Origin of the sequence: Nonomuraea sp. B5E05, assembly GCF_039880665.1 — a bacterium.
In the GTDB taxonomy this organism is placed as follows: Bacteria; Actinomycetota; Actinomycetes; order Streptosporangiales; family Streptosporangiaceae; genus Nonomuraea.
Genome location: NZ_JBDPMJ010000010.1, coordinates 277037 through 298149, shown reverse-complemented (window position 1 = coordinate 298149; position 21113 = coordinate 277037). Strand labels below are relative to the sequence as shown.

18 protein-coding genes are annotated in these 21113 nt (G+C 71.8%); 9 read left to right on the top strand and 9 right to left on the bottom strand.

Annotation, left to right across the window (positions count from 1 at the left end; translation table 11 throughout):
- Positions 1-263: 263 nt before the first annotated feature.
- Positions 264-1610: an ATP-binding protein gene (locus tag ABGB01_RS21065; protein ID WP_347775247.1), complete on the bottom strand. Its 1347-nt coding sequence runs from the start codon at positions 1608-1610 to the stop codon at positions 264-266.
- The gene (locus ABGB01_RS21060) at positions 1603-2277 is read right to left on the bottom strand and encodes a response regulator transcription factor (protein ID WP_347619003.1); all 675 of its coding nucleotides are present in this window, start codon (positions 2275-2277) and stop codon (positions 1603-1605) included. Before ABGB01_RS21060 ends, ABGB01_RS21065 begins: the two co-directional genes overlap by 8 nt.
- A gap of 126 nt (positions 2278-2403) precedes the next feature.
- On the opposite strand from ABGB01_RS21060, the gene ABGB01_RS21055 reads away from it, so the two are divergent.
- From ABGB01_RS21055 to ABGB01_RS21045, 3 genes are read left to right on the top strand one after another with little or no spacing between them, the layout of a single operon-like run.
- Positions 2404-3558, top strand: coding sequence for a DUF2092 domain-containing protein (locus tag ABGB01_RS21055; RefSeq protein WP_347775246.1), 1155 nt, complete (start codon positions 2404-2406; stop codon positions 3556-3558).
- Entirely contained in the window at positions 3555-4541 is a 987-nt protein-coding gene (locus ABGB01_RS21050) for an ABC transporter ATP-binding protein (protein ID WP_347775245.1), read from the top strand. The genes ABGB01_RS21055 and ABGB01_RS21050 overlap by 4 nt, the downstream gene beginning before the upstream one ends.
- A complete protein-coding gene (locus tag ABGB01_RS21045) occupies positions 4528-5559 on the top strand; it encodes an ABC transporter permease (protein ID WP_347775244.1) in 1032 nt (343 codons plus the stop codon). Before ABGB01_RS21050 ends, ABGB01_RS21045 begins: the two co-directional genes overlap by 14 nt.
- A gap of 159 nt (positions 5560-5718) precedes the next feature.
- Here the strand turns inward: ABGB01_RS21045 and ABGB01_RS21040 are convergent, their stop codons facing one another.
- Both ABGB01_RS21040 and ABGB01_RS21035 read right to left on the bottom strand, forming a co-directional pair.
- Entirely contained in the window at positions 5719-6447 is a 729-nt protein-coding gene (locus tag ABGB01_RS21040; protein ID WP_347775243.1) for a YcnI family protein, read from the bottom strand.
- A gap of 43 nt (positions 6448-6490) precedes the next feature.
- Positions 6491-7030 carry an MFS transporter gene (locus ABGB01_RS21035; protein ID WP_347775242.1) on the bottom strand — a complete coding sequence of 180 codons (540 nt, stop codon included), beginning with the start codon at positions 7028-7030 and terminating at the stop codon, positions 6491-6493.
- 166 nt (positions 7031-7196) lie between these two features.
- Between ABGB01_RS21035 and ABGB01_RS21030 the strand changes: the two genes are divergently transcribed.
- On the top strand, positions 7197-7634 hold the full coding sequence (locus ABGB01_RS21030) for a hypothetical protein (protein ID WP_347775241.1): 438 nt from the start codon (positions 7197-7199) through the stop codon (positions 7632-7634).
- Here ABGB01_RS21030 and ABGB01_RS21025 read toward each other — a convergent pair.
- Genes ABGB01_RS21025 through ABGB01_RS21015 form a run of 3 tightly spaced genes read right to left on the bottom strand, consistent with a single transcriptional unit; the run spans position 7631 to position 9988 of the window.
- Complete coding sequence (locus tag ABGB01_RS21025) at positions 7631-8380, bottom strand: ATP-binding cassette domain-containing protein (RefSeq protein ID WP_347775240.1); 750 nt, start codon at positions 8378-8380, stop codon at positions 7631-7633. The genes ABGB01_RS21030 and ABGB01_RS21025 overlap by 4 nt on opposite strands.
- Positions 8381-8382: 2 nt before the next feature.
- The gene (locus ABGB01_RS21020) at positions 8383-9171 is read right to left on the bottom strand and encodes an ABC-2 family transporter protein (protein WP_347775239.1); all 789 of its coding nucleotides are present in this window, start codon (positions 9169-9171) and stop codon (positions 8383-8385) included.
- Positions 9164-9988 (bottom strand): ABC-2 family transporter protein, encoded by an 825-nt coding sequence (locus ABGB01_RS21015; RefSeq protein ID WP_347775238.1) that lies wholly within the window; start codon positions 9986-9988, stop codon positions 9164-9166. Before ABGB01_RS21015 ends, ABGB01_RS21020 begins: the two co-directional genes overlap by 8 nt.
- A gap of 158 nt (positions 9989-10146) precedes the next feature.
- Between ABGB01_RS21015 and ABGB01_RS21010 the strand changes: the two genes are divergently transcribed.
- From ABGB01_RS21010 to ABGB01_RS21000, 3 genes are all read left to right on the top strand, one after another.
- Positions 10147-11124: an alpha/beta hydrolase gene (locus ABGB01_RS21010; RefSeq protein WP_347775237.1), complete on the top strand. Its 978-nt coding sequence runs from the start codon at positions 10147-10149 to the stop codon at positions 11122-11124.
- A 96-nt stretch (positions 11125-11220) separates the two neighbouring features.
- A complete protein-coding gene (locus tag ABGB01_RS21005) occupies positions 11221-12057 on the top strand; it encodes a siderophore-interacting protein (RefSeq protein WP_347775236.1) in 837 nt (278 codons plus the stop codon).
- Positions 12058-12249: 192 nt separating this feature from the next.
- Positions 12250-13797, top strand: a complete 1548-nt coding sequence (locus ABGB01_RS21000) for a protein kinase (RefSeq protein ID WP_347775235.1) — start codon at positions 12250-12252, stop codon at positions 13795-13797.
- A 100-nt stretch (positions 13798-13897) separates the two neighbouring features.
- Here the strand turns inward: ABGB01_RS21000 and aceA are convergent, their stop codons facing one another.
- Both aceA and ABGB01_RS20990 read right to left on the bottom strand, forming a co-directional pair.
- Positions 13898-15187 carry an isocitrate lyase gene (gene aceA, locus ABGB01_RS20995; protein WP_347775234.1) on the bottom strand — a complete coding sequence of 430 codons (1290 nt, stop codon included), beginning with the start codon at positions 15185-15187 and terminating at the stop codon, positions 13898-13900.
- 254 nt (positions 15188-15441) lie between these two features.
- Entirely contained in the window at positions 15442-17379 is a 1938-nt protein-coding gene (locus ABGB01_RS20990) for a hypothetical protein (protein ID WP_347775233.1), read from the bottom strand.
- Between the two features lie 149 nt (positions 17380-17528).
- Here ABGB01_RS20990 and ABGB01_RS20985 point away from each other — a divergent pair, with 149 nt between their 5' ends.
- Both ABGB01_RS20985 and ABGB01_RS20980 read left to right on the top strand, forming a co-directional pair.
- On the top strand, positions 17529-19511 hold the full coding sequence (locus ABGB01_RS20985; RefSeq protein ID WP_347775232.1) for a PQQ-binding-like beta-propeller repeat protein: 1983 nt from the start codon (positions 17529-17531) through the stop codon (positions 19509-19511).
- Between the two features lie 162 nt (positions 19512-19673).
- Positions 19674-21113, top strand: a complete 1440-nt coding sequence (locus ABGB01_RS20980; RefSeq protein ID WP_347775277.1) for a helix-turn-helix domain-containing protein — start codon at positions 19674-19676, stop codon at positions 21111-21113.

Sequence of the window (21113 nt, the reverse complement as noted above, 5' to 3'; positions counted from 1 at the left end):
CCGCGCCATTGCAGGGCCCCTGAAGGCCGCAGACGACGTCGTCGCCGGCCCTCGATCCTCCAGCACCTCCCGGAAACCCCCGCCGGCGTGTGCCTTCCCGGCACGTGACAGACGCCGTCCAGGCAGTCCCCGGCGAAGCCCGCCTGAAGTGAGCGTCCTCGCGTACGACGCGGCGCAGGGCTCCGGCAGGATCACCCGCGCCGCCTGACACGCGCACCCGGCCCGCGCCAGGGCTGTGGCCGCTCAGGTCCAACGGATTAGGCCTAGCGGGACACCGGCAGCCGCACCACGGCCCGCAACCCCGGGCCGGCGTCCTCCAGCGAGACCGTGCCGCCATGCGCCCGCACGGTCTCGCGGACGATCGCCAGCCCGAGGCCGGCGCCGCCCTCGTCGCGGCTGCGCCCGGAATCGAGCCTGGTGAAGCGGTTGAACACCCGATCGCGATCCTGCTCGGAGATGCCGGGGCCGTCGTCGGTCACCGTCAGCACGCCGTCGGCGGTCAGCGCCACCTCGATCTTGGAGGTGGTGTGGCGTACCGCGTTGTCCATCAGATTCGTCAGCACCCGGCTCAGGTCGAGGGCGTCGCCGCGCACCACGACCGGGTCGCACACCGTCAGCCGCGCCTCGCCGTACCGGTCCACGACCTGGCGCACCACCTCGTCGAGGTCGACCGGCTCGCGCCTGGCGGGCACGCCGCCGCGCTCGTCCAGGCGGGCCAGCGCCAGCAGGTCCTCGGCCAGCCTGGACAGCCGCATCGTGTCCTCGAGCACGCCCTCGGCGGTCTCCTGCCAGTCCTGGCCCTCCGGATGCCCGAGCGCCACCTCCAACTGCAGCCGGATGCTGGCCAGCGGGCTGCGCAACTCGTGCGCGGCGTCGGCGACCAGCGCCCGCTGGCGCTGTTCCGCCTCCTCCAGCCTGGCCAGCATGTCGTTGAGCGTGGTGGCCAGCGAGTGCACCTCGTCCCGCGACTGCGGCACCGGCAGCCGCCGCGACCTGGCCGTGTGCGTGACCTCCGAGGCGCCCCTGCGCAGGGCGGCGATCGGCTGCAGCGTCCGGCCGATCATCAGCCAGCTCGCCACCGCGAGCAGCACGACCAGCGCGGGCGTGCCGACGAACAGCACCCTGGCCGCCGTGCCGAGGCTCGTCTGGATCTCGCTGACGGGCCGGGCCGCCACCACGGTCTGGCCGCGGTCCGCGCGCAGCACGATCACCCGCAGGAACCCCGGGATCGCGTACGGCCGCCCATCCAGCAGCGTGGCCTGCCCGTCCGCCAGCACCTTCTCCCTGGCCTCCGCGTCGAGCAGCGGCACCAGCCGGTCGGCTCCGTACGTGACGTGCGTGATCCGCCCGCGGTCGTCGATGACCTGCACGATCGTGCCGTCGTGGGTCGTGATCGGGCTGGTGAGCGTCCCGGCGTCGGCCGCTACGCGCACGGCCTGCGCCTGCGCCCTCGTCGACTCGTCGACGGTGTCGATCAGGGCCCGGTCGAGCACGCTGAGCAGCACCGACGCCGAGACCGCGAGCGCCAGCGCCAGCACCGCGGCGGCCGCCACCGTGAGGCGGAACCGCAGCCCCTGCCGCCGCCACCAGTCCAGCGGCGAGTCAGCCACCGTCGCCCGCCAGCCGGTAGCCGGCGCCGCGCACGGTCTGCAGAGCGTTCCTGCCGAAGGGGGCGTCGATCTTGCGCCGCAGGTAGCCGACGTACACCTCGACCACGTTGGGGTCGGTGTCGAAGGTGTCCCACACGTGCTCGAGGATCTCCGACTTCGACACCACCTCGTCGCGCCTGCGCATCAGGAATTCCAGCAGCGCGAACTCCCTGGGCGTCAGCTCGACCGGCCGCTCGCCCCGCTCCACCCTGCGCCGCGCCGGGTCCAGCGACAGGTCGCCCGCCACGAGCACCGACGGCCGCCGCCCCGAGTCGCGCCGCAGCAGCGCCCGCAACCTGGCCACCAGCACCACGTACGAGAACGGCTTGGTCAGATAGTCGTCGGCGCCCAGGTCGAGCCCGTCGGCCATGTCGTACTCGCCGTCCTTGGCCGACAACATGAGAATGGGCACCCAGTTCTCCTCGGCGCGCAGCCGCTTGCACACGTTGTAGCCCGACAACCTCGGCAGCATGATGTCGAGCACCACGACGTCGTAGTCGCCGTGCCGGGCGGCGTGCAGTCCCTCCTCGCCGTCGTGGGCGAGGTCCACGGCGAACCCCTCCGCCTGGAGCCCCCGCTGGAGCGCGGCGGCCATCCGCCGCTCGTCCTCGACGACAAGCACTCTCATGTGGCGATTCTCCTGTCCTTGGCTGAGACGGCGCTGAGAAGGCTGAGAGCCGTCTCAGAAAGTCTCAGGTCCGCCTAAGGATGCATGACGCAGGCTCTGAGCATCGACATACGGTAAAGGAGTGAGATGCGCAGAGGAACGTACGTGAGGTGGGGGGTCCCGGTCGCGGCTGCGGCCGTCATCGGAGCGGCGATCGGCGTCGGCCCCGTGATCGCCGCCGTGAGCGGCGATCCCGTGCTGCCGGAGCGCTCGGCCCAGCAGTTGCTGGCCGACGCGGCGGCGGCCAACAGCAAGGCGGGCGGCGTCCCGCCGATGTCCGGCACCGTCCAGCAGACGGCGTCGCTCGGCCTGCCCACGCTGCCGCAGACCGCCGACACCTCGCCGCTCAGCCTGCTGTCCGGCTCGCACGAGGTCAAGGTCTGGTACGGCGCCCACGACAAGATGCGCGTGGCCATCCCGACCCAGCTGAACGAGACCAACCTCATCCTCAACGGAAAGCAGGGCTGGTACTGGGACAGCTCGACCAACACCGCCACCAGGCTGACGGTCAAGGAGGGCGCCGGCCAGGAGCACAGGACGCCGATGCCCCGGCCGAGCGATCTGACGCCGCAGCAGGTGGCGGAGCGGCTGCTGGCCGACGCCGAGAAGTACACCGACGTCCGGGTGATCAACACGGCGGAGGTGGCGGGCCGCCCGGCCTACCAGCTCGTGCTGGCGCCCAAGGCGGAGGGCTCGCTGGTCCAGGAGGTGCGCATCGCGCTCGACGGCGAGACGTACGTCCCGCTCCAGGTCCAGGTGTACGCCAAGGGTTCGGCTGAGCCGGCGTTCCAGGTCGGCTTCACGCAGGTGACGTTCACGCCGCCGGCCCCCGAGAACTTCGCCTTCACCCCGCCCGCGGGCGCCAAGGTGGAGGAGAAGACGCTCGGCGGGCAGTCCGGCGAGCAGGCGGAGAAGCGCGCCGAGAAGGCCGAGGACGTCAAGGACCGCGTGAAGGTCGTCGGCGACGGCTGGGCGAGCGTGGCGGTGCTGCCGTTCGACCAGAAGGAGCTGGCGGCCAAGGCCGAGCGGACGCCGGAGAGCGGCGAGCGGTTCGGCGGCGACGCCGACCCGGGCGCGCTGCTCGACAGCGTGCTCAAGTCCGCCACCCCGGTGAGCGGCCCGTGGGGCTCCGGCAAGCTGATCAGGACCAAGCTCGTCACCGCCCTGCTGACCGACGACGGCCGCCTCCTGGTCGGCCCGGTCAGCCCGGAGGAGATCACCAAGGCGGCGGGCATCAGGTGACCGCCGTCACACAGGAAGCGGGGGCGCCTCTCGGGGCGGCCCCGCCCCCGGGGGACGACTCCGGGGAGAGCGCCATCGTCACGCGCGGCCTGACGAAGCGCTTCCGCGGGGGCCAGGTCGCCGTGGACGCGCTCGACCTGGCCGTGCCCCGCGGCTCGGTGTTCGGCTTCCTCGGGCCGAACGGCTCGGGCAAGACCACCACGATCCGCATGCTGCTCGGCCTGGTCGCGCCGACGTCCGGCGACTACTCCGTGCTCGGCCTTCCCCTGGCCCAGGCGCTGCCCAGGGTCGGCGCGGTGGTCGAGGGCCCGGCCTTCTACCCGTACCTGTCGGGTGAGGCCAACCTGCGGCGGTTCGACGCCGCCGACCCGACCGCCCGCGGCGGCTCCGCGGGGCGGCGCATCGCCGAGGCGCTGGAGCGTGTGGGCCTGTCGGCCGCCGCGGGCAAGCGTTACCGCAACTACTCGCTCGGCATGCGCCAGCGCCTGGCCATCGCCGCCGCCCTGCTCGGCCCGCGCGAGCTGCTCATCCTGGACGAGCCGACCAACGGCCTCGATCCGCAGGGCACGCGCGAGGTCCGCTCGCTGGTCAAGGAGATCGCCGCGGACGGCACCACGGTCTTCGTCTCCTCCCACCTGCTGGCCGAGGTCGAGCAGATGTGCACGCACGCCGCGATCATGCGGACCGGCAGGCTCGTGGCGCAGGGCACGATCGCCTCGCTCCGCAGCGGCCTGGTCACCCGCGTCCGGGTGGAGACGCCGGACGCCGACGACGCGGCGCGGGTGCTCGGCGCGCTGGGCCTGGCCGACGTACGGCGATCCGGCGCTGAGGTCACGGCCGAGCTGGACGGGCGCGCGCCGGAGCAGATCAACGCCACGCTGGTGGGGGAGGGCGTGGCCGTGCGCGGGCTGGCGGTGATACGGCCCAGCCTTGAGGACGTGTTCGTCGGACTGACAGGGGAGGGCTTCGATGTCGACGGCTGAATCGACCGCCGAGTCGACGGCCGGAACGACGGCCGGAACGACGGCCGGAACGACGGCCGGAACGGCGGCCGGGTCTACGGCCGGGACGGCGGCCGGGTCGCAGGCCAGGCGCACGCCCGGGCTCGTGCCGGTGGAGGAGACCCTGCGCAGCACCGAACGCCGGCCGCGGCAGCCCGATGAGCCCGGCACGCCGCCCGCCCGGACGCCGTGGTCGTTCTGGCGGCTGCTCTGCTCGGAGCTGGGGCTGACCTTCCGCCGGCCGCGCAACCTGCTGATGCTGGCCGCGCTGGGCGTCGTGCCGGTCGTCATCGGCGTCGCGCTGCGGGTCGTGGCCGGCGAGGACGGCATGGGCGGGATCATCGAGGACGTCGCGGGCAACAGCCTCATGCTGACGTTCGTCTCGTTCTCGTTCCTCGTGCTGCTGCTGATGCCGGTCGTCGTCAGCGTGGTGGCGGGCGACTCGATCGCGGGCGAGGCGGGGGCGGGAACGCTGCGCTACCTGCTGGCCGCGCCGGCCGGGCGCACCCGGCTGCTGGCCGTCAAATATCTCAACGCGGTCGTCTTCGCGTACGCCGTCACCGCGGTGGTGGCGCTGTCGGCGCTGGCGACCGGGCTCGCCCTCTTCCCCGCCGGGGACGTGACACTGCTGTCGGGCACCACGATCCCCATGGGCGAGGGGCTGCTGCGCATCCTCATCGCCGTCGGCTACGTGGGCGCGGGCATGGCCGCCCTGGCCGCCGTCGCGCTGGCCCTGTCGACCTTCACCGAGGTGTCCATCGGGGCCATCGCCGCCACCATCGTGCTGATCATCGTCTGCCAGGTGCTGCGCGCGATCCCGGAACTCGGCTCGATCACGCCGTACCTGCTGCCGACGCGGTTCACGAACTTCGACGCGGTGCTGCGCAGCCCCATCGACACGGCGGCGCTGGGGGAGGGGCTGCTGGCGTTCGGGGCGTACATCGTGTTGTTCGGCTCGATCGCCTGGGCCAGGTTCTCCGGCAAGGACATCACCTCCTGACCTCCGCGCCCGGCCGGCCGCGGCCCCGGGCGCGCGTCGGACGGCCCGGGCCGCGGGCGGAGGGGATCCGCGGGCCCGGGCCGTCAGAAGAGGCGCCCGCGGGCCCGGGCCGTCAGGAGACCCGCGGGGCGGGCCGCCAGGGGGTTGCGGGGCGGGTCGTCAGGAGGTGGGACGGCGGCGCAGGCCGAGGAACCCGATCACCACGCCGGCCACGCCGGCCACCAGACCCGCGCCGCCCAGCAGGCGGGCCGTCCCGTCGGACGACGACGCGGCCGCCACGGGGGCGACCGACGGCGTGGCGGCGGTCCCAGCGGTGGATGCGGCCGCGGACGGCGAGGCGGAGGCCGCCCCGTCGCCGGCTGCGGGCACGAGCTTGAGCAGCGGGGCGGGGTGCTCGGCCTCGGTGCCGTCGGCCTTGGGGGCCTCGGACCAGTCGACGACCTCGCCCCCCGAGTAGGTCTGCTTCGTCGGGAACATCAGCGAGTCGGTGCCGGTGGGCAGCTGACCCATGGACACCTCGAACTCCTGGAACTGGCCCGGCTCGATCGTGCCGCCCGACCAGACGACCTTGGTGACGGCCTCCTCGAGGTCACCGTATTCGGTCTTGACCGGCGCGGGCAGCTTGCCCTCGGTGACCTTGACCTCCCACCCGGGCACGGGCTTGACCGACACGAAGGCCAGCGGGTGGTCGGTGGGGAAGGAGACCTCGATCTTGGTGGTCGAGGCGTCGTCGCGCTCGTTCGGCACCCGGAAGGCGACCTTGGTGAACGAGCCCTGCTCGGCGGTGCCGGGCTGGACGGTGACGTGAGCCAGCGCCGGCAGGGCGAGGCCGGCGGTGAGAGCGGTGGCGGCGGCGAGCACGGTCGCCGCACGGCGTACGAAGGACATGCGGAATCTCCACTTGGTCGAAAGGTGATGGGGCGTCAGACGGTCAGGCGGGAAGTGGAGGACCACGCCTGGCCACGCAGTGCCGGAAGCCCGGCTGGAGCGGCACCACCCGGGTGCGGACGATCGGTGCGGCGGGCCGCGCGGAGGGCACGGCGGCCGGTGCGAGCAGCAGCACGAGCCCGCGGCCGACGCGGCGCAGCAACGACCAGATGGCGGCCTCGCCACGCGAGAGCCACAGGCCCGTGATCAGTGTGGCCGTCAGGTGCGTGAGCAGCATGCCGGTGCCGACGGCCAGGCCGCCCTGGGCGTGGCCGTGCACCGAGACGTAGGAGGCGCCCTCGCCCGCGAACAGCTCGTGCAGCCCGAGTTGCGCGCCGACGAGCACGAGGTTGATCGTCGGCGCCGAGCGCTCCTTGCCGCACAGCGCCAGCCCCAGCGCGGACACGCCCGCGAGCCCGAGCGCGGCGGTCCACGGCGCGGGGGCCACGCCGCCGCCCAGCACGTGGGCCAGGGCGGCGAGGGTCACGCAGACGGCGGCGAAGGCGGCCGTCCGCGCGAGCCTGAGGGGAAGTCGCGCGCGCATGAGTGTGCCCCATGTTCTCACGGGGCGGGGGCTCATGAGGTCCTGAGGCCGAAGCTGTGCAATGCCTGGGCCGAATATGGCTTTTGTCGCTAGGGTCGTGCCCACCACGTCGACATTGAGGTGAGAAACGTTGCGGCACTTAGCTGGATTGCTCATCGGAGTGGTGGTGACGGCGGCTGTGCTGGCCGGCGGGGGATGGGCCGTCCAGCAGGCGGCCGGAAGCTCCGTGGCGACCGCACCCGACAGCCAGACGTTGTGGATCGCGCTGGGCTCGATGGCCGCGGTCGGGCTGGTGGTCGGCCTCGTGGTGGCGGGCCGGGTCTCGCCGCTGGCGACGTTCTTGCCGTCGATGGTGCTGCTGGCCTGGACGATCGTCTACGCGCTCGACGTGAACAGGGCGCTGTCGTTCATCCCGGCCGAACCCTCGATGCACCAGCTGGTCAGGGAGGCCGGCGCCGGCGCCAGGACGCTGCTGACGACAGGAGTGTTCGCCCTCCTCGGCGTGGCCCTGTTCATCCCCGTGCTGATGCCGTCGCGCTGGTCGAGGCGGGACGACGACCTGGACGAGGAGTACGAGACCACGCCGGAGAGCAGCTACTACTAGGTGGCGCCGCTGCCGGTGTAGAGGCGGGCGACCACGTCCTCGATGCTGGACTGGTCGGGGGCCGTGGCCATCAGGTCGTCGAGCGTCCCGTCGAACGCGAGCCGCCCATGGTCGATCAGCATGACCCGGCGGCACAGGCGCTCGATGTCGCCGAGGTCATGCGTGGTCAGCAGCACGGTCGTGCCGCGTTCGGCGTTGAGCCGCTTGAGGAAGTCGCGGATGCCGGCCTTGCTGACCACGTCGAGCCCGATCGTCGGCTCGTCGAGCACGAGCACGTCGGGCGCGTGCAGCAGCGCCGCCGTGAGGTCGCCGCGCATGCGCTGCCCGAGGCTGAGCTGGCGCACCGGCGTGCGGATGAACGCGCCGAGGTCGAGCGTGTCGGCCAGCTCGGCGAGCCTCGAACGGAACGCGCTGCGATCTACTTTGTAAAGGTGCCGGATCAGCTCGAAGCTGTCGGCCAGCGGCAGATCCCACCACAACGTCGTGCGCTGCCCGAACACCACGCCGATCCGCCGGGCCAGAGTCGTGCGCCTGCGCGACGGATCCAGGCCCGCCACCCGCACCGTGCCCGAGGTCGGCGTGAGGATGCCGCACAACATCTTGATCGTGGTGGACTTGCCGGCGCCGTTGGGGCCGAGATAGCCGACGAACTCTCCCGGCGACACGGTGAACGACAGGTCGCGCACGGCGTGGACGAGTTTTCTCTTCACCTTGAACGAGCGCCCGGCCCGATCAAGTTCGATCATGGTCAACTCCCCGTGGATCGGTAGTGCCTGATGCCCTGCCGCCAGGCCAGCGCGGCCGCCAGGGCGAGGGCCAGCGCGGCGGCCGGCCCGAGGAAACGCATGAACTCGGGCGTGCCGAGGGGGTCGCCCCTGTCCAGGACGTACAGGCCCGGCTGCCAGTTGACGAAGGCCATCGGCAGCACGTAGGTCACGCCGCTGACCAGGTCGCGGCCGTAGATGCTCAACGGGTACTGGGTGAGCTGCTGGCCGCCGTAGGTGAAGGCGTTGGCCAGCTCCGGCGCGTCCGTGAGCACGAACTGCACCGCGCCGGCCAGCGTCCAGAGCGCGGCGAAGATGACGAACCCGGTGGCCACCATGACGGGGATCATCCAGGCGCGCCGCCACTCGAGGCCGAGCGCCGCGACGGCGTATCCGAGCACGAGCCCCGCCTGCAGGACGCGGCCGATCCTGTTGGCGTTGAAGCGGTCGGCGGTGAGCTGCAGCCACGCGCTCACCGGTCTGATGAGGAACGTGTCGAAGGTGCCGGCCTTGATGTGCTGGCTGACCCGGTCGATGTTGCTGACGAACATGTCGCTGAGGGCGAAGGACACGCCCGCGGCGCCGTACAGGAAAAGGACCTCGTCGCGGGAGAATCCGGCGAGGGTGGTGGTGTTGGCGAAGATGATCAGGACCACGGCGAGTTCGAGCCCGGTCGTGACGAAGCCGAGCACGGTCATCAGCGCGAACGAGGCGGGATATGCGGCGGCGGCGCGGGTCCAGGTCCAGGCCAGCCGGACATAGGTGCTAACCACCCTGGATCACCACCTTGTGGCGGATCGCCCTGGTGGCCAGCGCGCCGAGGCCGAGCAGGACCGCCGCCCAGAACACCTGGAACGCGAGCGTCTCCATGACGGGGGCCTTGCCGAGATAGAGGTCGGTGGGCAACTGGACCATGGCGGCCCACGGCAGGGACCTGGCGACGTCGGCCAGCCAGCCGGGGAAGATGTGCAGGGGCACCATCATGCCGCTGAAGAACGTGGTGAGCACCATCGACAGCACGGCCACGCCGCGGTCGTCGATGAGCCAGCAGACCGACAGCGCGATCAGATAGCGCCAGCCGAAGCTGACGACGACGGCGAGCGCGAACCCGGTCATGAAGGCAGCCCACCTGCCGGGGTCGCCGGGGACGACGACGCCGAACACGGCCGCGCCCACCAGCATGGGCGGGATGCCGCGGACCAGGAAGAGGTAGGCGGCCCTGCCGACGTCCTCGGCGAGGGCCCAGGCCTGGAGCGGGGCGGGGCGGACGAGGTCGAGCGCGATGTCGCCGCTGCGGATGCGTTCGGGTATGCCGAGGCCGCCGCCGAACAGCTGCATCGGCGCGATGAACGCCTGGGTGACGAAGCAGTACGTGACGGCGTCGGCGATGTCGTAGCCGGCCAGGCCCGGGCGGGCCTGCCACAGCGCGATGAGGATGGAGGCGCGCAGGATGCCGAACACGCTGTTGGTGAAGGCGCCGGCGAGCGCGGCTGCGACGTAGGTGGCGTGTTTCCTGAAGCCGTACCGGACGAGCCGGGCATAGAGCGGTATGGTTTTGCACCTCCGGGGGGTGATGGCACGGTGACACACCGTGTCCGGACCCGTGCACGGGTCTGCCGGCGAGAAGCAGGAAATTATCCGTTGCGGCCCCGGCGGCTCGCAACGCGTTTTTCGCGCTGCGGGGATCAGTTACTTACTGGCCGGTAGGAGCGGGCGAGAGGGGGAAGGGAACGTATCGGAGGACCGATATGCGGATCGACGGGGACGTAGTTCCTGAATACCCTCTGAGCTGGCAGGCCCGCGCGCTCACCGGTTTCATGCGCGGCACGTTGAAGCCCGCGTCCCTCCTGTTCATGCGCCATCCGCTGGCACTGGTCTGCGCGGCCAGGCTCGGGGATCTCGCGCGGCTCGTGCAGATGCCGTATCCCGAGCATGTCGCGATCGCGCCCGCGTCGCTCTCGTCGTGCGGCGGCGAGTGGGTGCGCGGCGGGGAGGGGCTAGACGAGCACAAGGTGGTGCTCTACTTCCACGGCGGCGGATACTTCTCGTGCTCGCCGGGCACGCACCGGCCCATCACGTGGCGGCTGTCGGCGGCGGCCGGGCGTCCGGTGCTGGCGCTCGACTACCGGCAGGGGCCCGTGCACACGCTGGCCGACTCGCTGGCGGACGCGATGGGCGCCTACGACTGCCTGCTGCGGCGCGGCCACGAGGCCGGGGACATCGTGCTCGCGGGCGACTCGGCCGGCGGTCACCTGACGCTGGCGACCCTGCTCGCGCTGCGCGACCAGGGGCTGCCGCTGCCCGCGGCGGCGATCTGCCTGTCGCCGTGGACGGACCTGACCGACGCTCCGCGCCAGGCGAACCGCTGGCAGGACCCCATGCTGCCGGCCGGCCGGGTGCGCTGGCTGGCCCGCAGATGGACCGCCGGGCTGGATCCGCGGGATCCGCTGGTGTCGCCGGTGCACGGCGACTTCACGGCGCTGCCGCCCCTCATGATCGTGACGGGGTCGACGGAGGTGCTGCGCGACGAGGGCAAGCGTGTCGCCGAGCGGGCGCGCCAGGCCGGGGTGCCGGTCAGGTACGAGGAATGGGACCGCATGCCGCACGTCTTCCCGATCCTGGCGGACGTGCTGCCGGAGGCGCGGCTGGCATTCCGGCACATGGCGACGTTCCTGGGGGCGGTGGCCGACCGGCCGGGTTCGCTGGGGGATCCGGCAGTGGCTTGAATAGTGTCGTGTCCTTTTTCCGGCGATCGGCATGCGGCGGCAGATCGACACCATGTAAGGTTAGGTATACCTAACCTGAGTCAGGGGGCTGTGCGAATGGCTGATAAGCCCACAGATCATCATAAGGGCGTCGTCCTGCGGACCGAGTGGATCTCGCGGCACATGGTCCGCGTCGTGCTCGGGGGCGACGGGCTGTCCGGCTTCGCCACCACGGGGCTCACCGACCACTACGTGAAGCTGGTCTTCCCGTACGAAGACGTCGACTATCCCGAGCCGTTCAGCGTGAAGACGTGCCGCGAGACCATGCCGCGCGAGCACTGGCCACGGCTGCGCACCTACACCGTGCGCGCCTGGGACCCCGACGCGCGCGAGCTGACCCTCGACTTCGTCGTGCACGGCGACGAGGGGCTGGCCGGGCCGTGGGCCGCCGCGGCGAAGCCGGGCGACGTCCTGCTCATGCTGGGCCCCGGCGGCGGCTACGCGCCCGCCTCCGAGGCGGGCTGGCACCTCCTCGTGGGCGACGAGAGCGCGCTGCCCGCGATCGCGGCCTCGCTCGAGGCGCTGCCCCAAGGGGCGATCGCGCACGTCCTGGTGGAGGTGGACGGGCCCGGCGACGAGCAGAAGCTCGACACCGCCGCCGACGCGCGGATCCTGTGGCTGTATCGAGGCGACCGTCCCGTGGGCCACGCGCTCGTGCGGGCGGTGCGGGAACTGGACTTCCCCGAGGGCGACGTGCACGCGTTCGTGCACGGGGAGGCGGGGTTCGTGAAGCAGCTCCGCCGGCACCTGCGGCTCGAGCGGGGCGTCCCGCTGGACCGGCTCTCCATATCCGGCTACTGGCGCGCGGGGGTGGACGACGAGGGTTGGCGGGCGGTCAAGAAGGACTGGAACCGCCAGGTCGAGGCGGAGGAGGCGGCCGCGATCGCCTCCTGATCCCCAGGGGCATGACGCCACTTCCGCCACACGGCTTCCTCACCTCGGAGGAACGAACGCCTTACCTCTGATACCGCTTGTGCAAGACATGCGCAAAGCCTGCCTGGATGCGGTCACAGTGTGCTGTGCCGTGTTCCAGACAGGAAGGGCGAAACCCGGATGGCGCGTGGTGCGAGCGACCTGCCTGCCGGCGTGCGACCGCTTACGGTGGGCGACCCGGTCATCATCGGGCGATATCTGCTGCTGGGCCGCCTCGGCGCGGGCGGGATGGGAACCGTCTATCTGGCCGAACACCCTCGTGGTGGCCTGGTGGCGCTCAAGACACCACATACGGTGCATCTCAACGATGCCACGTTACGCGCCCGCTTCGCCGAGGAAGTGGCCTTCTCGCGCAGACTGGTGCCGTTCTGCACGGCCGCCGTCGTCGAGGACGGCGCCGACCACGGCCGGCCCTACCTGGTCACCGAGTACATCCCGGGCCCCGCGCTCTCCCAGGTCGTCCTGGCGGAGGGGCCGCTGACGCCCGACCGCGCCTACGGCGTGGCGCTCGGCGTCGCCGCCGCGCTGGTCGCGGTCCACGAGGCCGGGCTCGTGCACCGGGACCTCAAGCCGGGCAACGTGCTGCTGTCCACGAAAGGGCCGCGGGTCATCGACTTCGGCATCGCCCGCGACGTCGACACGCTGTCTGCCCACACGCAGGCCGGGCAGGTCATGGGCAGTCCCGGGTGGGTGGCGCCGGAGCGGCTGACGGGCCGGCCGGAGGGCAGGGGCGCGCTGCCGGCGTCCGACGTGTTCGCGTGGGGGTGCCTGGTGGCGTTCGCCGCCACGGGCCACCACCCGTTCGGGAGCGGGGAGGCGGATGCGCTGACCCGGCGGATCCTGTTCGAGCCGCCGCGGATCGATGGCGTGCCCGCCCTGCTGCGGCCCGCCGTCGAGGCGGCGCTGGCCAAGGATCCCGCCGACCGGCCCAGGGCCGCCGACCTGCTGCGGGTGTTACTGGCCGCCGGCGGCGTGGGCGATCCGTGGGATCTGCGCCAGGCGGTCGACGAGGTGCTGACAGAGATCTGGACCCCCGTGCCGTACCCGCCAGGAGGGGGGCGGGTAGGGCACGGGGGTGCCGGGACGGGGTCCGGCGCGCTCGCCGCGGAGACGGGGTTGGAACGATCCCGCAAGCGCCGGAGGGCCAAAGCCGGAGCGAGCCTGTCGCACGCCAGCTTCGCCGCGCTGGCCACGGTCTCGATCGCGGCCATCACGGTGATCGCGGCGTCGGGGGCGGACGGCGCGCCCGTCGGTGGCGGCTCGCTGCTGCCCGGTGACCCGCCGCCCGCCGTGCGGTCGGAGGGCAGCGGCGCGTCCACCACACGCCCCGTCGCCACCCCGGCAGGGCGCGTGCCGCCCACCCGGACCGTGCCGGCGACGGCGCCCGCCACGCCCACGGTGTTCGTCACGCGCACCCGTACGAAGGAGGGCGTGCGCAGCCCTTCATCCCATCGGTGGGACACGTTCCGGCCGCCGGGAGGCCGCCCGTCCGGCGTTGCCAGGCCGGAGGAGCCCCGCGAGGACGGCCCCGGCGCGTGCGCGGACCCGGCCGGCAGGAGGCGCGGCCCCATGGCCAGGGGGGACTGCCCGCGGCCGTCATCGTCGATCACCACGATCCCCCAGGACGGACCCGGCGAGTCGCCGGGTCCCTCCACGCCCGGCCAGGACACCCCGACGCCGACGCCCACAGGCTCGTCATGAGGAAAGGCCGCGCCAGTGCTGGGGAGGACTGGCGCGGCCTTTCCCTGTGAGACGCCGGGGAACCCCCCATGCCCTGGAGGTGGCCGGCGCGTTCAGGCGCTCAGCGGGTGAACTGCTCCTCCTCGGTGGAGCCCTTGAGCGCGGTCGTCGAGGAGTCGGGGGCCACGGCCGTGCTGACCAGGTCGAAGTAGCCGGTGCCGACCTCGCGCTGGTGCCGGGTCGCGGTGTAACCGCGCGCCTCGGCGGCGAACTCCGCCTCCTGCAGTTCCACGTACGCCGGCATGCCGTCGCCGGCGTACCCCTGGGCCAGGTCGAACATGGAGTGGTTGAGGGAGTGGAACCCGGCGAGCGTGATGAACTGGAACTTGTACCCCATGTGCCCCAGTTCCCGCTGGAACTTGGCGATCGTGGAGTCGTCCAGGTGCTTCTTCCAGTTGAAGGACGGAGAGCAGTTGTAGGCGAGCATCTGCTCCGGGTGCTCGGCCTTGATCGCCTCGGCGAATTCGCGGGCCACCTGCAGGTCGGGCGTGCCGGTCTCCATCCAGAGCAGGTCGGAGTACGGCGCGTACGCCAGGCCGCGCGCGATGCACGCCTCCAGGCCGTTCCTGACCCGGTAGAAGCCCTCCGCGGTGCGCTCGCCGGTGGTGAACGCCTGGTCGCGCGGGTCCACGTCACTGGTCAGCAGCGTCGCGGCCTGGGCGTCGGTCCGCGCGATGATCAGTGAGGGGACGCCGCAGACGTCGGCGGCGAGGCGGGCGGCGTTGAGCGTCTTGATGTGCTGGCCGGTGGGGATCAGCACCTTGCCGCCGAGGTGTCCGCACTTCTTCTCGGAGGCGAGCTGGTCCTCCCAGTGCACGCCGGCGGCACCAGCCGCGATCATGGCCTTCATCAGCTCGAAGGCGTTCAGCACCCCGCCGAACCCGGCCTCGGCGTCGGCCACGATCGGCGCCAGCCAGTACGGGCTCTCGACGCCCTCCGACCAGGTGATCTGGTCGGCCCGCAGCAGCGCGTTGTTGATCCGGCGCACGACGGCCGGCACGGAGTTGGCCGGGTAGAGGCTCTGGTCCGGGTAGGTTTGCCCGCCCAGGTTCGCGTCGGCGGCGACCTGCCAGCCGGACAGGTAGATCGCCTTGAGGCCCGCTCTCACCTGCTGGACGGCCTGGTTGCCGGTCAGCGCGCCGAGGGAGGCGACATAGTCCTCGGTGTGCAGCAGGCCCCACAGCCGTTCGGCGCCGAGCCGGGCCAGAGTGTGCTCTTCCTGGACGCTGCCGCGCAGCCGGATCACGTCCTCGGCCTTGTAGGTGCGCTCGATGCCCGCCCAGCGCGGGTCCCCGTCCCATTCGTCCTGCAGCTGCTCCGCAGCTCCCTTGAGGCGATCCGTCATGATCACTCCTTCGTCGTCCCCTGGGGCTTACGCCGAGTCTCTGCCCCCGGACACCCGGTCGAAAGTCGGCGACGAAGATAAGATTCACGGAAATTTCTGAAATCTGCACTACTAGCCAGTATTCTGCGGAGAAAAAATCGCGAGTTTTCTCTAGTTCGTGCTCCTCGTGGTCGTTCACGATCTTCGGTGCTGCGGCGGACATGAGGACGGCCACCACGTGCTCCGTCAGAGCCGGATCACGTGGTGGCCGCTGGCCGAGCTCACCCCTTGCCGCTGATGGCGATGCGCACCAGATTGCGGTTCTTGACTCCGTACAGGGCGCGACGGGACGGGTCGAGGGCCAGCTTGGGCTCGCCGCCGAACCACTGACCCGCCAGCCCGGTCACGATGGCCTTCGCGGTGAACCCCGCCAGGTCGATCTTGTACACCTTGTCGCCGTCGCCGCAGTACGCCACCCGGCCCACGACGAACAGGTCCCCGCCCTTCGCGCCGACCTGGAGCGTACGGGTCACCTTCCGGGTCCGCGGGTCGAACTCGAAGACCACGCCCGTGCTCGCCATGCCGTACACATGCCGCGGGCCGAGCGCGAGCGAGGAGATGTAGCGGGCGTCGGGGACCGGTTCGACCTCCCACAACAACGCCCGCGCCGACAGGTCGTAGGCGGCCAGGCGCGCGGTGGAGGTGACCGGCGGCAGGCCGAGGCCCTCCTGGGTGAGCGTGCCGAGATAGGCGATGCCCTTCCGGGTGACGACCGAGTAGACCGTCTGGCGCTCGACGGCGGGGCGCTGGGTGACGTACTCGCCGGTGCGCGGGGAGTAGAAGGACAGCGCGCCGTTCATGTGGCCGGGCTCGGGCTGGGTCGGCATCACGAGCACGCCGGTCCGGTCGTCGTAGGCGAGGTCGCGCGGCCGGTCCTGCTGGTTTCCGGTGCGCGCGAGCAGCTTGGCCTCGGTGTCGCCGGCGCGGTGGGAGTAGAGCGCGGCCTGCGTGTAGACGCCGAGGTAGGTGGTGCCCGCGACGGTGAGCATGGTCTTCGGCTCGCCGGGGATGGACAGCCGGGTGACCGCGCCGGTGGCCAGGTCGTGGATGTCGGCGCCGCTCTTGCCGCCGACGTAGACGCGCTCGCCGTCGGAGTGCACCGACATCGGCTCTTCCGCCGCCGCGCGGAAACCGCGCTGCACCAGGTTGCGGTACTCCAGCGCGCCGGTCGCCGGATCGTAGACGAACACCGCGTTGTCCTGCACACCGTAGATCCGGCCCTCATGGGCCAGGATGCGGTGGGTGGCGGCCTCGAAGTACGGCACGCCGAGGACCTCCAGCTCGCCGGTGTCCAGCCGGCAGCGGTAGAAGGTGCCGGTGGGGCGCCCCGCGAAGTAGACGTGGCCGTCGTGGATGAGGACCGAGACGATGTACTTCTCGCCCGGGGCCGTGGCCTTGACGACCCTGTGGTCGGACGGGTCGGCCTTGTTCAGGATGATCAGCTCGGCCAGCGAGTTCATGCCTCCGGCGATGTGGGTGTCGGAGACGTGCATGCTCGACACCCAGTCGCGGTCGGCCAGCTCGGACGGCAGCAGGTCGCGCCGCTCGCCGGTGGCCCGGTCGATCGCGATGAGATGGGCGTTGGCGCCGACGCCCGCGTAGACGTGCGTGTCGTCGGCCTGGATGGCGCGTACGTACGCCTCGCCCGGCACGGCCTCGCCCAGGTCGCGGACGGCGCCGGTGGCGGGGTCGTACTCCTTGACCTTGCCCGGCTCCGACGTGCCCAGGTAGACCTTGCCGTCGGGGGCGGCGGCGAGGGTCCAGATGAAGTGGTCGGGAACGGAGGCGACCTTGGTGACCGAGCCGGCCACCGTGTCGAGCTTGTACAGGTCCGACTTGGCGTGGGTGCCGACGTAGACGTCGGTGCCGACCTTGCACATCGCCCATACCCCGATGCCCGTGGGGATGTCGAAATGGGCGGTGACCGAATCCTCGGCCAGGTCGTAGGCGCCGACCACGTTGGGCGACAGCCCGCGCGATCCGGCGTAGAGCACGCCGCCGACGAACTCGGCGTTGCCGAGAGGGCTGGCGACGCTGGCGGGGCCCAGGTCGGTGAGCGTGCCTTCGGCGGGTGGGGCGGCGTGGGCGGCTGTGGCCGGCAGGCCGGCGGCCACCGTGGCGACGGCGGCAGCCTGCAGGAATCGACGGCGGGGGATCATGTGCGGCTCCCTGGTGCGGTTTCGCCGCACGTTATAACGGCCTGGGCCGTAATGTCTAGATCGCGAACGGCCCTCCGCCGTTGACGGAGGATGCTCACAAGGTTACGGTCTGGACCAAAATAAAGCACAAATGAACGAGAGGTCTGGGCATGCTCCGATCCCTGCTTGTCGTCGTGGCGGGCCTGTTACCCGCTCTCGTCTCGCCCGCAGCCGCCTCGGCCGCCCCCTCGCGGTGCGGCGGGCAGGCGGTCACCACGTACGGACCGGCCTCGGTGACCGGGGCCGTCGTCGGCGCCGCCGTCCACGAGGGCCACGCCTACGTCGTCACCCGCGGCCCCAAACCGCCCGTGCTCGCCGAGATCGACCTGAACACCCTCAAGGTGGTCAGGAGCGCGACGCTCCCCGACGGCCCGGCCGACGGCGAGCCCGAGGGCGGCTGGGCCGTCGCCGTGTCCGGCGGCAAGGTCTATGTCGGCACCTATCCCGTACCCGACCTGTACGGCTTCGACATCGCCACAGGAAAGGTCGAGCACCTGCACTCCTTCGGCAAGGCCGGCGGCTTCGTCTGGAGCCTGGCCGCGGCCCCCGACGGCACCCTGTACGCGGGCACCTCCCCTGACGGGCGCGTATGGGAGTACGTCCCCGGCACCGGCGCGGTCCGCCGCTACGACGTGCCGGCGCAGGGCGAGCACAACGTGCGCGCGGTGGCGGCCGACGACCGCTATGTCTACGCGGGCCTGCTGGAGAAGCAACTGCTCGTGCGGATCGAGCGCGAGAGCGGCGCCGTACGCCAGCTCGCGGCCGGCGGCGCCGCGATCGGCGTCGTCGCGCTCAACGGTGACCGGGTCCTGGCCGCCGCCGGCGGCGAGCTGATCGACGTCCGCAAGGACGGTACGGACCTGCGGCGGGTCACCGTCGAGTCCGGGCTCCTGGACGCGCTGACCACCGCCGCGGACGGCTCTGTCTACGCCGCCTCCCGCCCCGACGGGACCGTCTACCGCTACCGGACCGGCGACACGGCGCTCACCAAGGTCATCGCCCCGCCGTCCTACGGCGACGAGAACCGCCTGCTCCACGTGACCGGCGAGAACACGCTGCTGTCCGTCGCCGGCAGCGGCGGGTTGTGGTCGCTGGATGCGGGCACCGGCGCGGCCGAGTTCACCGACCTGATCGACGCGGGCCTGCCGCCCGGCGCCGAGCGCACCCAGAGCATGCTGCTCGTCCCGGGCCGCGCCGTGTACGCCGGCGGGCACTTCGCCATGGAGATCCGCGACCTGCGCACCGGCGAGCAGCGCAGGATCCGGGTGCCGGGCGAGCCCAAGGCCATGGTCGGGAACGGGAACAAGGTCTACGCCGCCATGTACCCCACCGGCGAGATCATCTCCGTCGACGTGCACACCGACGAGGTCCGCAGTCTCGGCTACCTCGGCCACGACCAGAAGCGGCCCTGGGACATCGAGTACGACTCCCGCTCCGGCAAGCTCCTGGTCGCGACCGCGTCGTTGTCTGCGAGCATCAGCGGCGCGCTGTCGGTGGTCGATCCGCACACCGGAGACATGGACGTGTACCAGGGGGTCATCCCCGGCCAGAACCTCATGAGCCTGACGCTCGACGCCGAGCGGGGCGTGGTCTACCTGGCCGGCGACGTGTTCGGCACCAGCGCGCCGTCCGCCTCCATAGCCGCCTTCGACCTCGCCCGCCGTACCGTCCTGTGGCAGGCCGAGCCGGTGCCGGGCCACCGCACCTTCCAGGACGTCAAGCTGCACGGCGGGTTGTTGTACGCGTCGTACAAGCGCGACTCGGGAGCCTGGATCGCCTGGGACCCCGCGACCCGGCAGGTCGTCCGGCAGGGCACGCTGTCCGGCTACGGCGAGCTGACCGCGCACCGGGGCCGCCTGTTCGCCTCGGTCTTCCGCGACGGCGGCAACGCGTACGAACTCGACGCCGAGCGGGGGGCCACGCTGCTGGCCACCGGGATGGGCGACGAGTGGCACACCAACCCGCAGCTCCACTTCGAGCCCGGATCCTGGTACGCCTGGGCGATCGCGGGCCGCGACCTGGCGCGGATCCGGCTGGACCCGCGCTGCCCGCCCGTGACCGTCCCCGCCCCCGGGACCGAGGTTCCGGCCTGAGCCGGGACGTGTCGTGGGTTCCGCGCCGGCCCGCCGGCGCGGTAGGCGTGCGCGAGCCGGCCCTCTTGGGCTGGCGGCAGGCCGGCGAAGGCTAGAAAATGGCTCGTTTTTCTGCCTAAGATGCCGAGCATGGGGCCGTTGCTCGGTGAAGAACCGCTGTCTTTGACACAGGAGCTGGATCTGATCGCCTTCGGCCAGCGCCTCCGCCACCTGCGTAAACAGCGCGGCCTCACCCTGTCCGACCTGGGATCGCGCGTCGGCAGGGCGCCCAGCCAGCTGTCACTGCTGGAGAACGGCAAGCGCGAGCCCAAACTGTCGCTGCTCAAGTCGCTGGCCTCCGCCCTCGGCGTCCCCGTCGAGGAACTGCTGCGCCGCCAGCCGCCCAACCGCCGCGCCCAGCTCGAGATCGCGCTGGAGGAGGCCCAGCGCGACCCCATCTACGCGGGGCTCGGCCTGCCGCGGCTGAAGGTCTCCGCGCGCGTGCCGAACGACGTGCTCGAACACCTCCTCGGCCTGTACGGCGAGCTGCGCGCCCGGCAGGCCCGCGGCACCGCCACTCCGGAGGAGGCCAGGGTCGCCAACGCCGAGCTGCGCCGCCGGCAGCGGGAGGTGGGCAACTACTTCCCCGACATCGAGAAGGCCGCCGCCCAGGCGCTCGACGCCGTCGGCTACCGTACGGGCGCCCTGTCGCAGAGCATGATCCAGGGGCTGGTCACGCACTTCGGCTACACCGTCCACACCGCCCAGGACCTGCCGCGCTCCGTGCGCTCCATCACCGATCTCCGCCACCGCCGCATCTACGTCAAACACGAGCAGCTCGGCATGCACACCCCGCGCACGATCCTGCTCCAGACGCTGGGCCACCTCGCGCTCGGCCACGACAAACCCCGCGACTTCGCCGACTTCCTGCGCCAGCGCACCGAGGCCAACTATTTCGCCGCCGCCGTGCTCGTCCCCGAGCGGGCCGCCGCGCCCTACCTCCAGGAGGCCAAGGCGCAGCGGGCGGTGTCGGTGGAGGACCTGCGCGACGTGTTCGCGGTGTCGTACGAGATGGCCGCTCACCGCTTCACCAACCTGGCCACCCACCACCTGGGCCTCGTCTGCCACTTCGTGCGCAACGACGCCGGGGGCATCATCTACAAGGCGTACGAGAACGACGGCATCGTCTTCCCCGCCGACGAGCAGGGGGCCATCGAGGGTCAGCGCATGTGCCTGCAGTGGTCGGGGCGGCAGGTGTTCGCCTCGCCCGACCGGTTCTCGGTGTACTACCAGTACTCCGACTCGCCCACCGGGACCTACTTCTGCGTGGCCCACGTCGATCCGTCGCGCGAGCGGGACTTCGCCATCACCCTGGGGGTGCCGTACAAGGAGTCGCGCTGGTTCCGGGGGCGCGAGACCACCAACCGCACCCGTTCCGGCTGTCCCACCGGTGACTGCTGCCGCCGCCCGCCCGCCGGGCTGGCCGAACGTTGGGAGGGGTACGCCTGGCCGTCCGCCCGCGCCAACTCCCACGTCCTGGCCGCGCTTCCGCCCGGGTCGTTCCCCGGTGTGGACGAGGCGGACGTCTACACCTTCCTGGAACGCCACGCCACCACCCTCTAA

Excerpts from the sequence above, each read along its gene's own strand:
- ABGB01_RS21060 (WP_347619003.1), bottom strand. The coding sequence starts at position 2,277 with ATGAGAGTGCTTGTCGTCGAGGACGAGCGGCGGATGGCCGCCGCGCTC.
- ABGB01_RS21055 (WP_347775246.1), top strand. The coding sequence starts at position 2,404 with ATGCGCAGAGGAACGTACGTGAGGTGGGGGGTCCCGGTCGCGGCTGCG.
- ABGB01_RS21045 (WP_347775244.1), top strand. The coding sequence starts at position 4,528 with ATGTCGACGGCTGAATCGACCGCCGAGTCGACGGCCGGAACGACGGCC.
- ABGB01_RS21040 (WP_347775243.1), bottom strand. The coding sequence starts at position 6,447 with ATGTCCTTCGTACGCCGTGCGGCGACCGTGCTCGCCGCCGCCACCGCT.
- ABGB01_RS21035 (WP_347775242.1), bottom strand. The coding sequence starts at position 7,030 with ATGCGCGCGCGACTTCCCCTCAGGCTCGCGCGGACGGCCGCCTTCGCC.
- ABGB01_RS21025 (WP_347775240.1), bottom strand. The coding sequence starts at position 8,380 with ATGATCGAACTTGATCGGGCCGGGCGCTCGTTCAAGGTGAAGAGAAAA.
- ABGB01_RS21010 (WP_347775237.1), top strand. The coding sequence starts at position 10,147 with ATGCGGATCGACGGGGACGTAGTTCCTGAATACCCTCTGAGCTGGCAG.
- ABGB01_RS21005 (WP_347775236.1), top strand. The coding sequence starts at position 11,221 with ATGGCTGATAAGCCCACAGATCATCATAAGGGCGTCGTCCTGCGGACC.
- ABGB01_RS20990 (WP_347775233.1), bottom strand. The coding sequence starts at position 17,379 with ATGATCCCCCGCCGTCGATTCCTGCAGGCTGCCGCCGTCGCCACGGTG.
- ABGB01_RS20985 (WP_347775232.1), top strand. The coding sequence starts at position 17,529 with ATGCTCCGATCCCTGCTTGTCGTCGTGGCGGGCCTGTTACCCGCTCTC.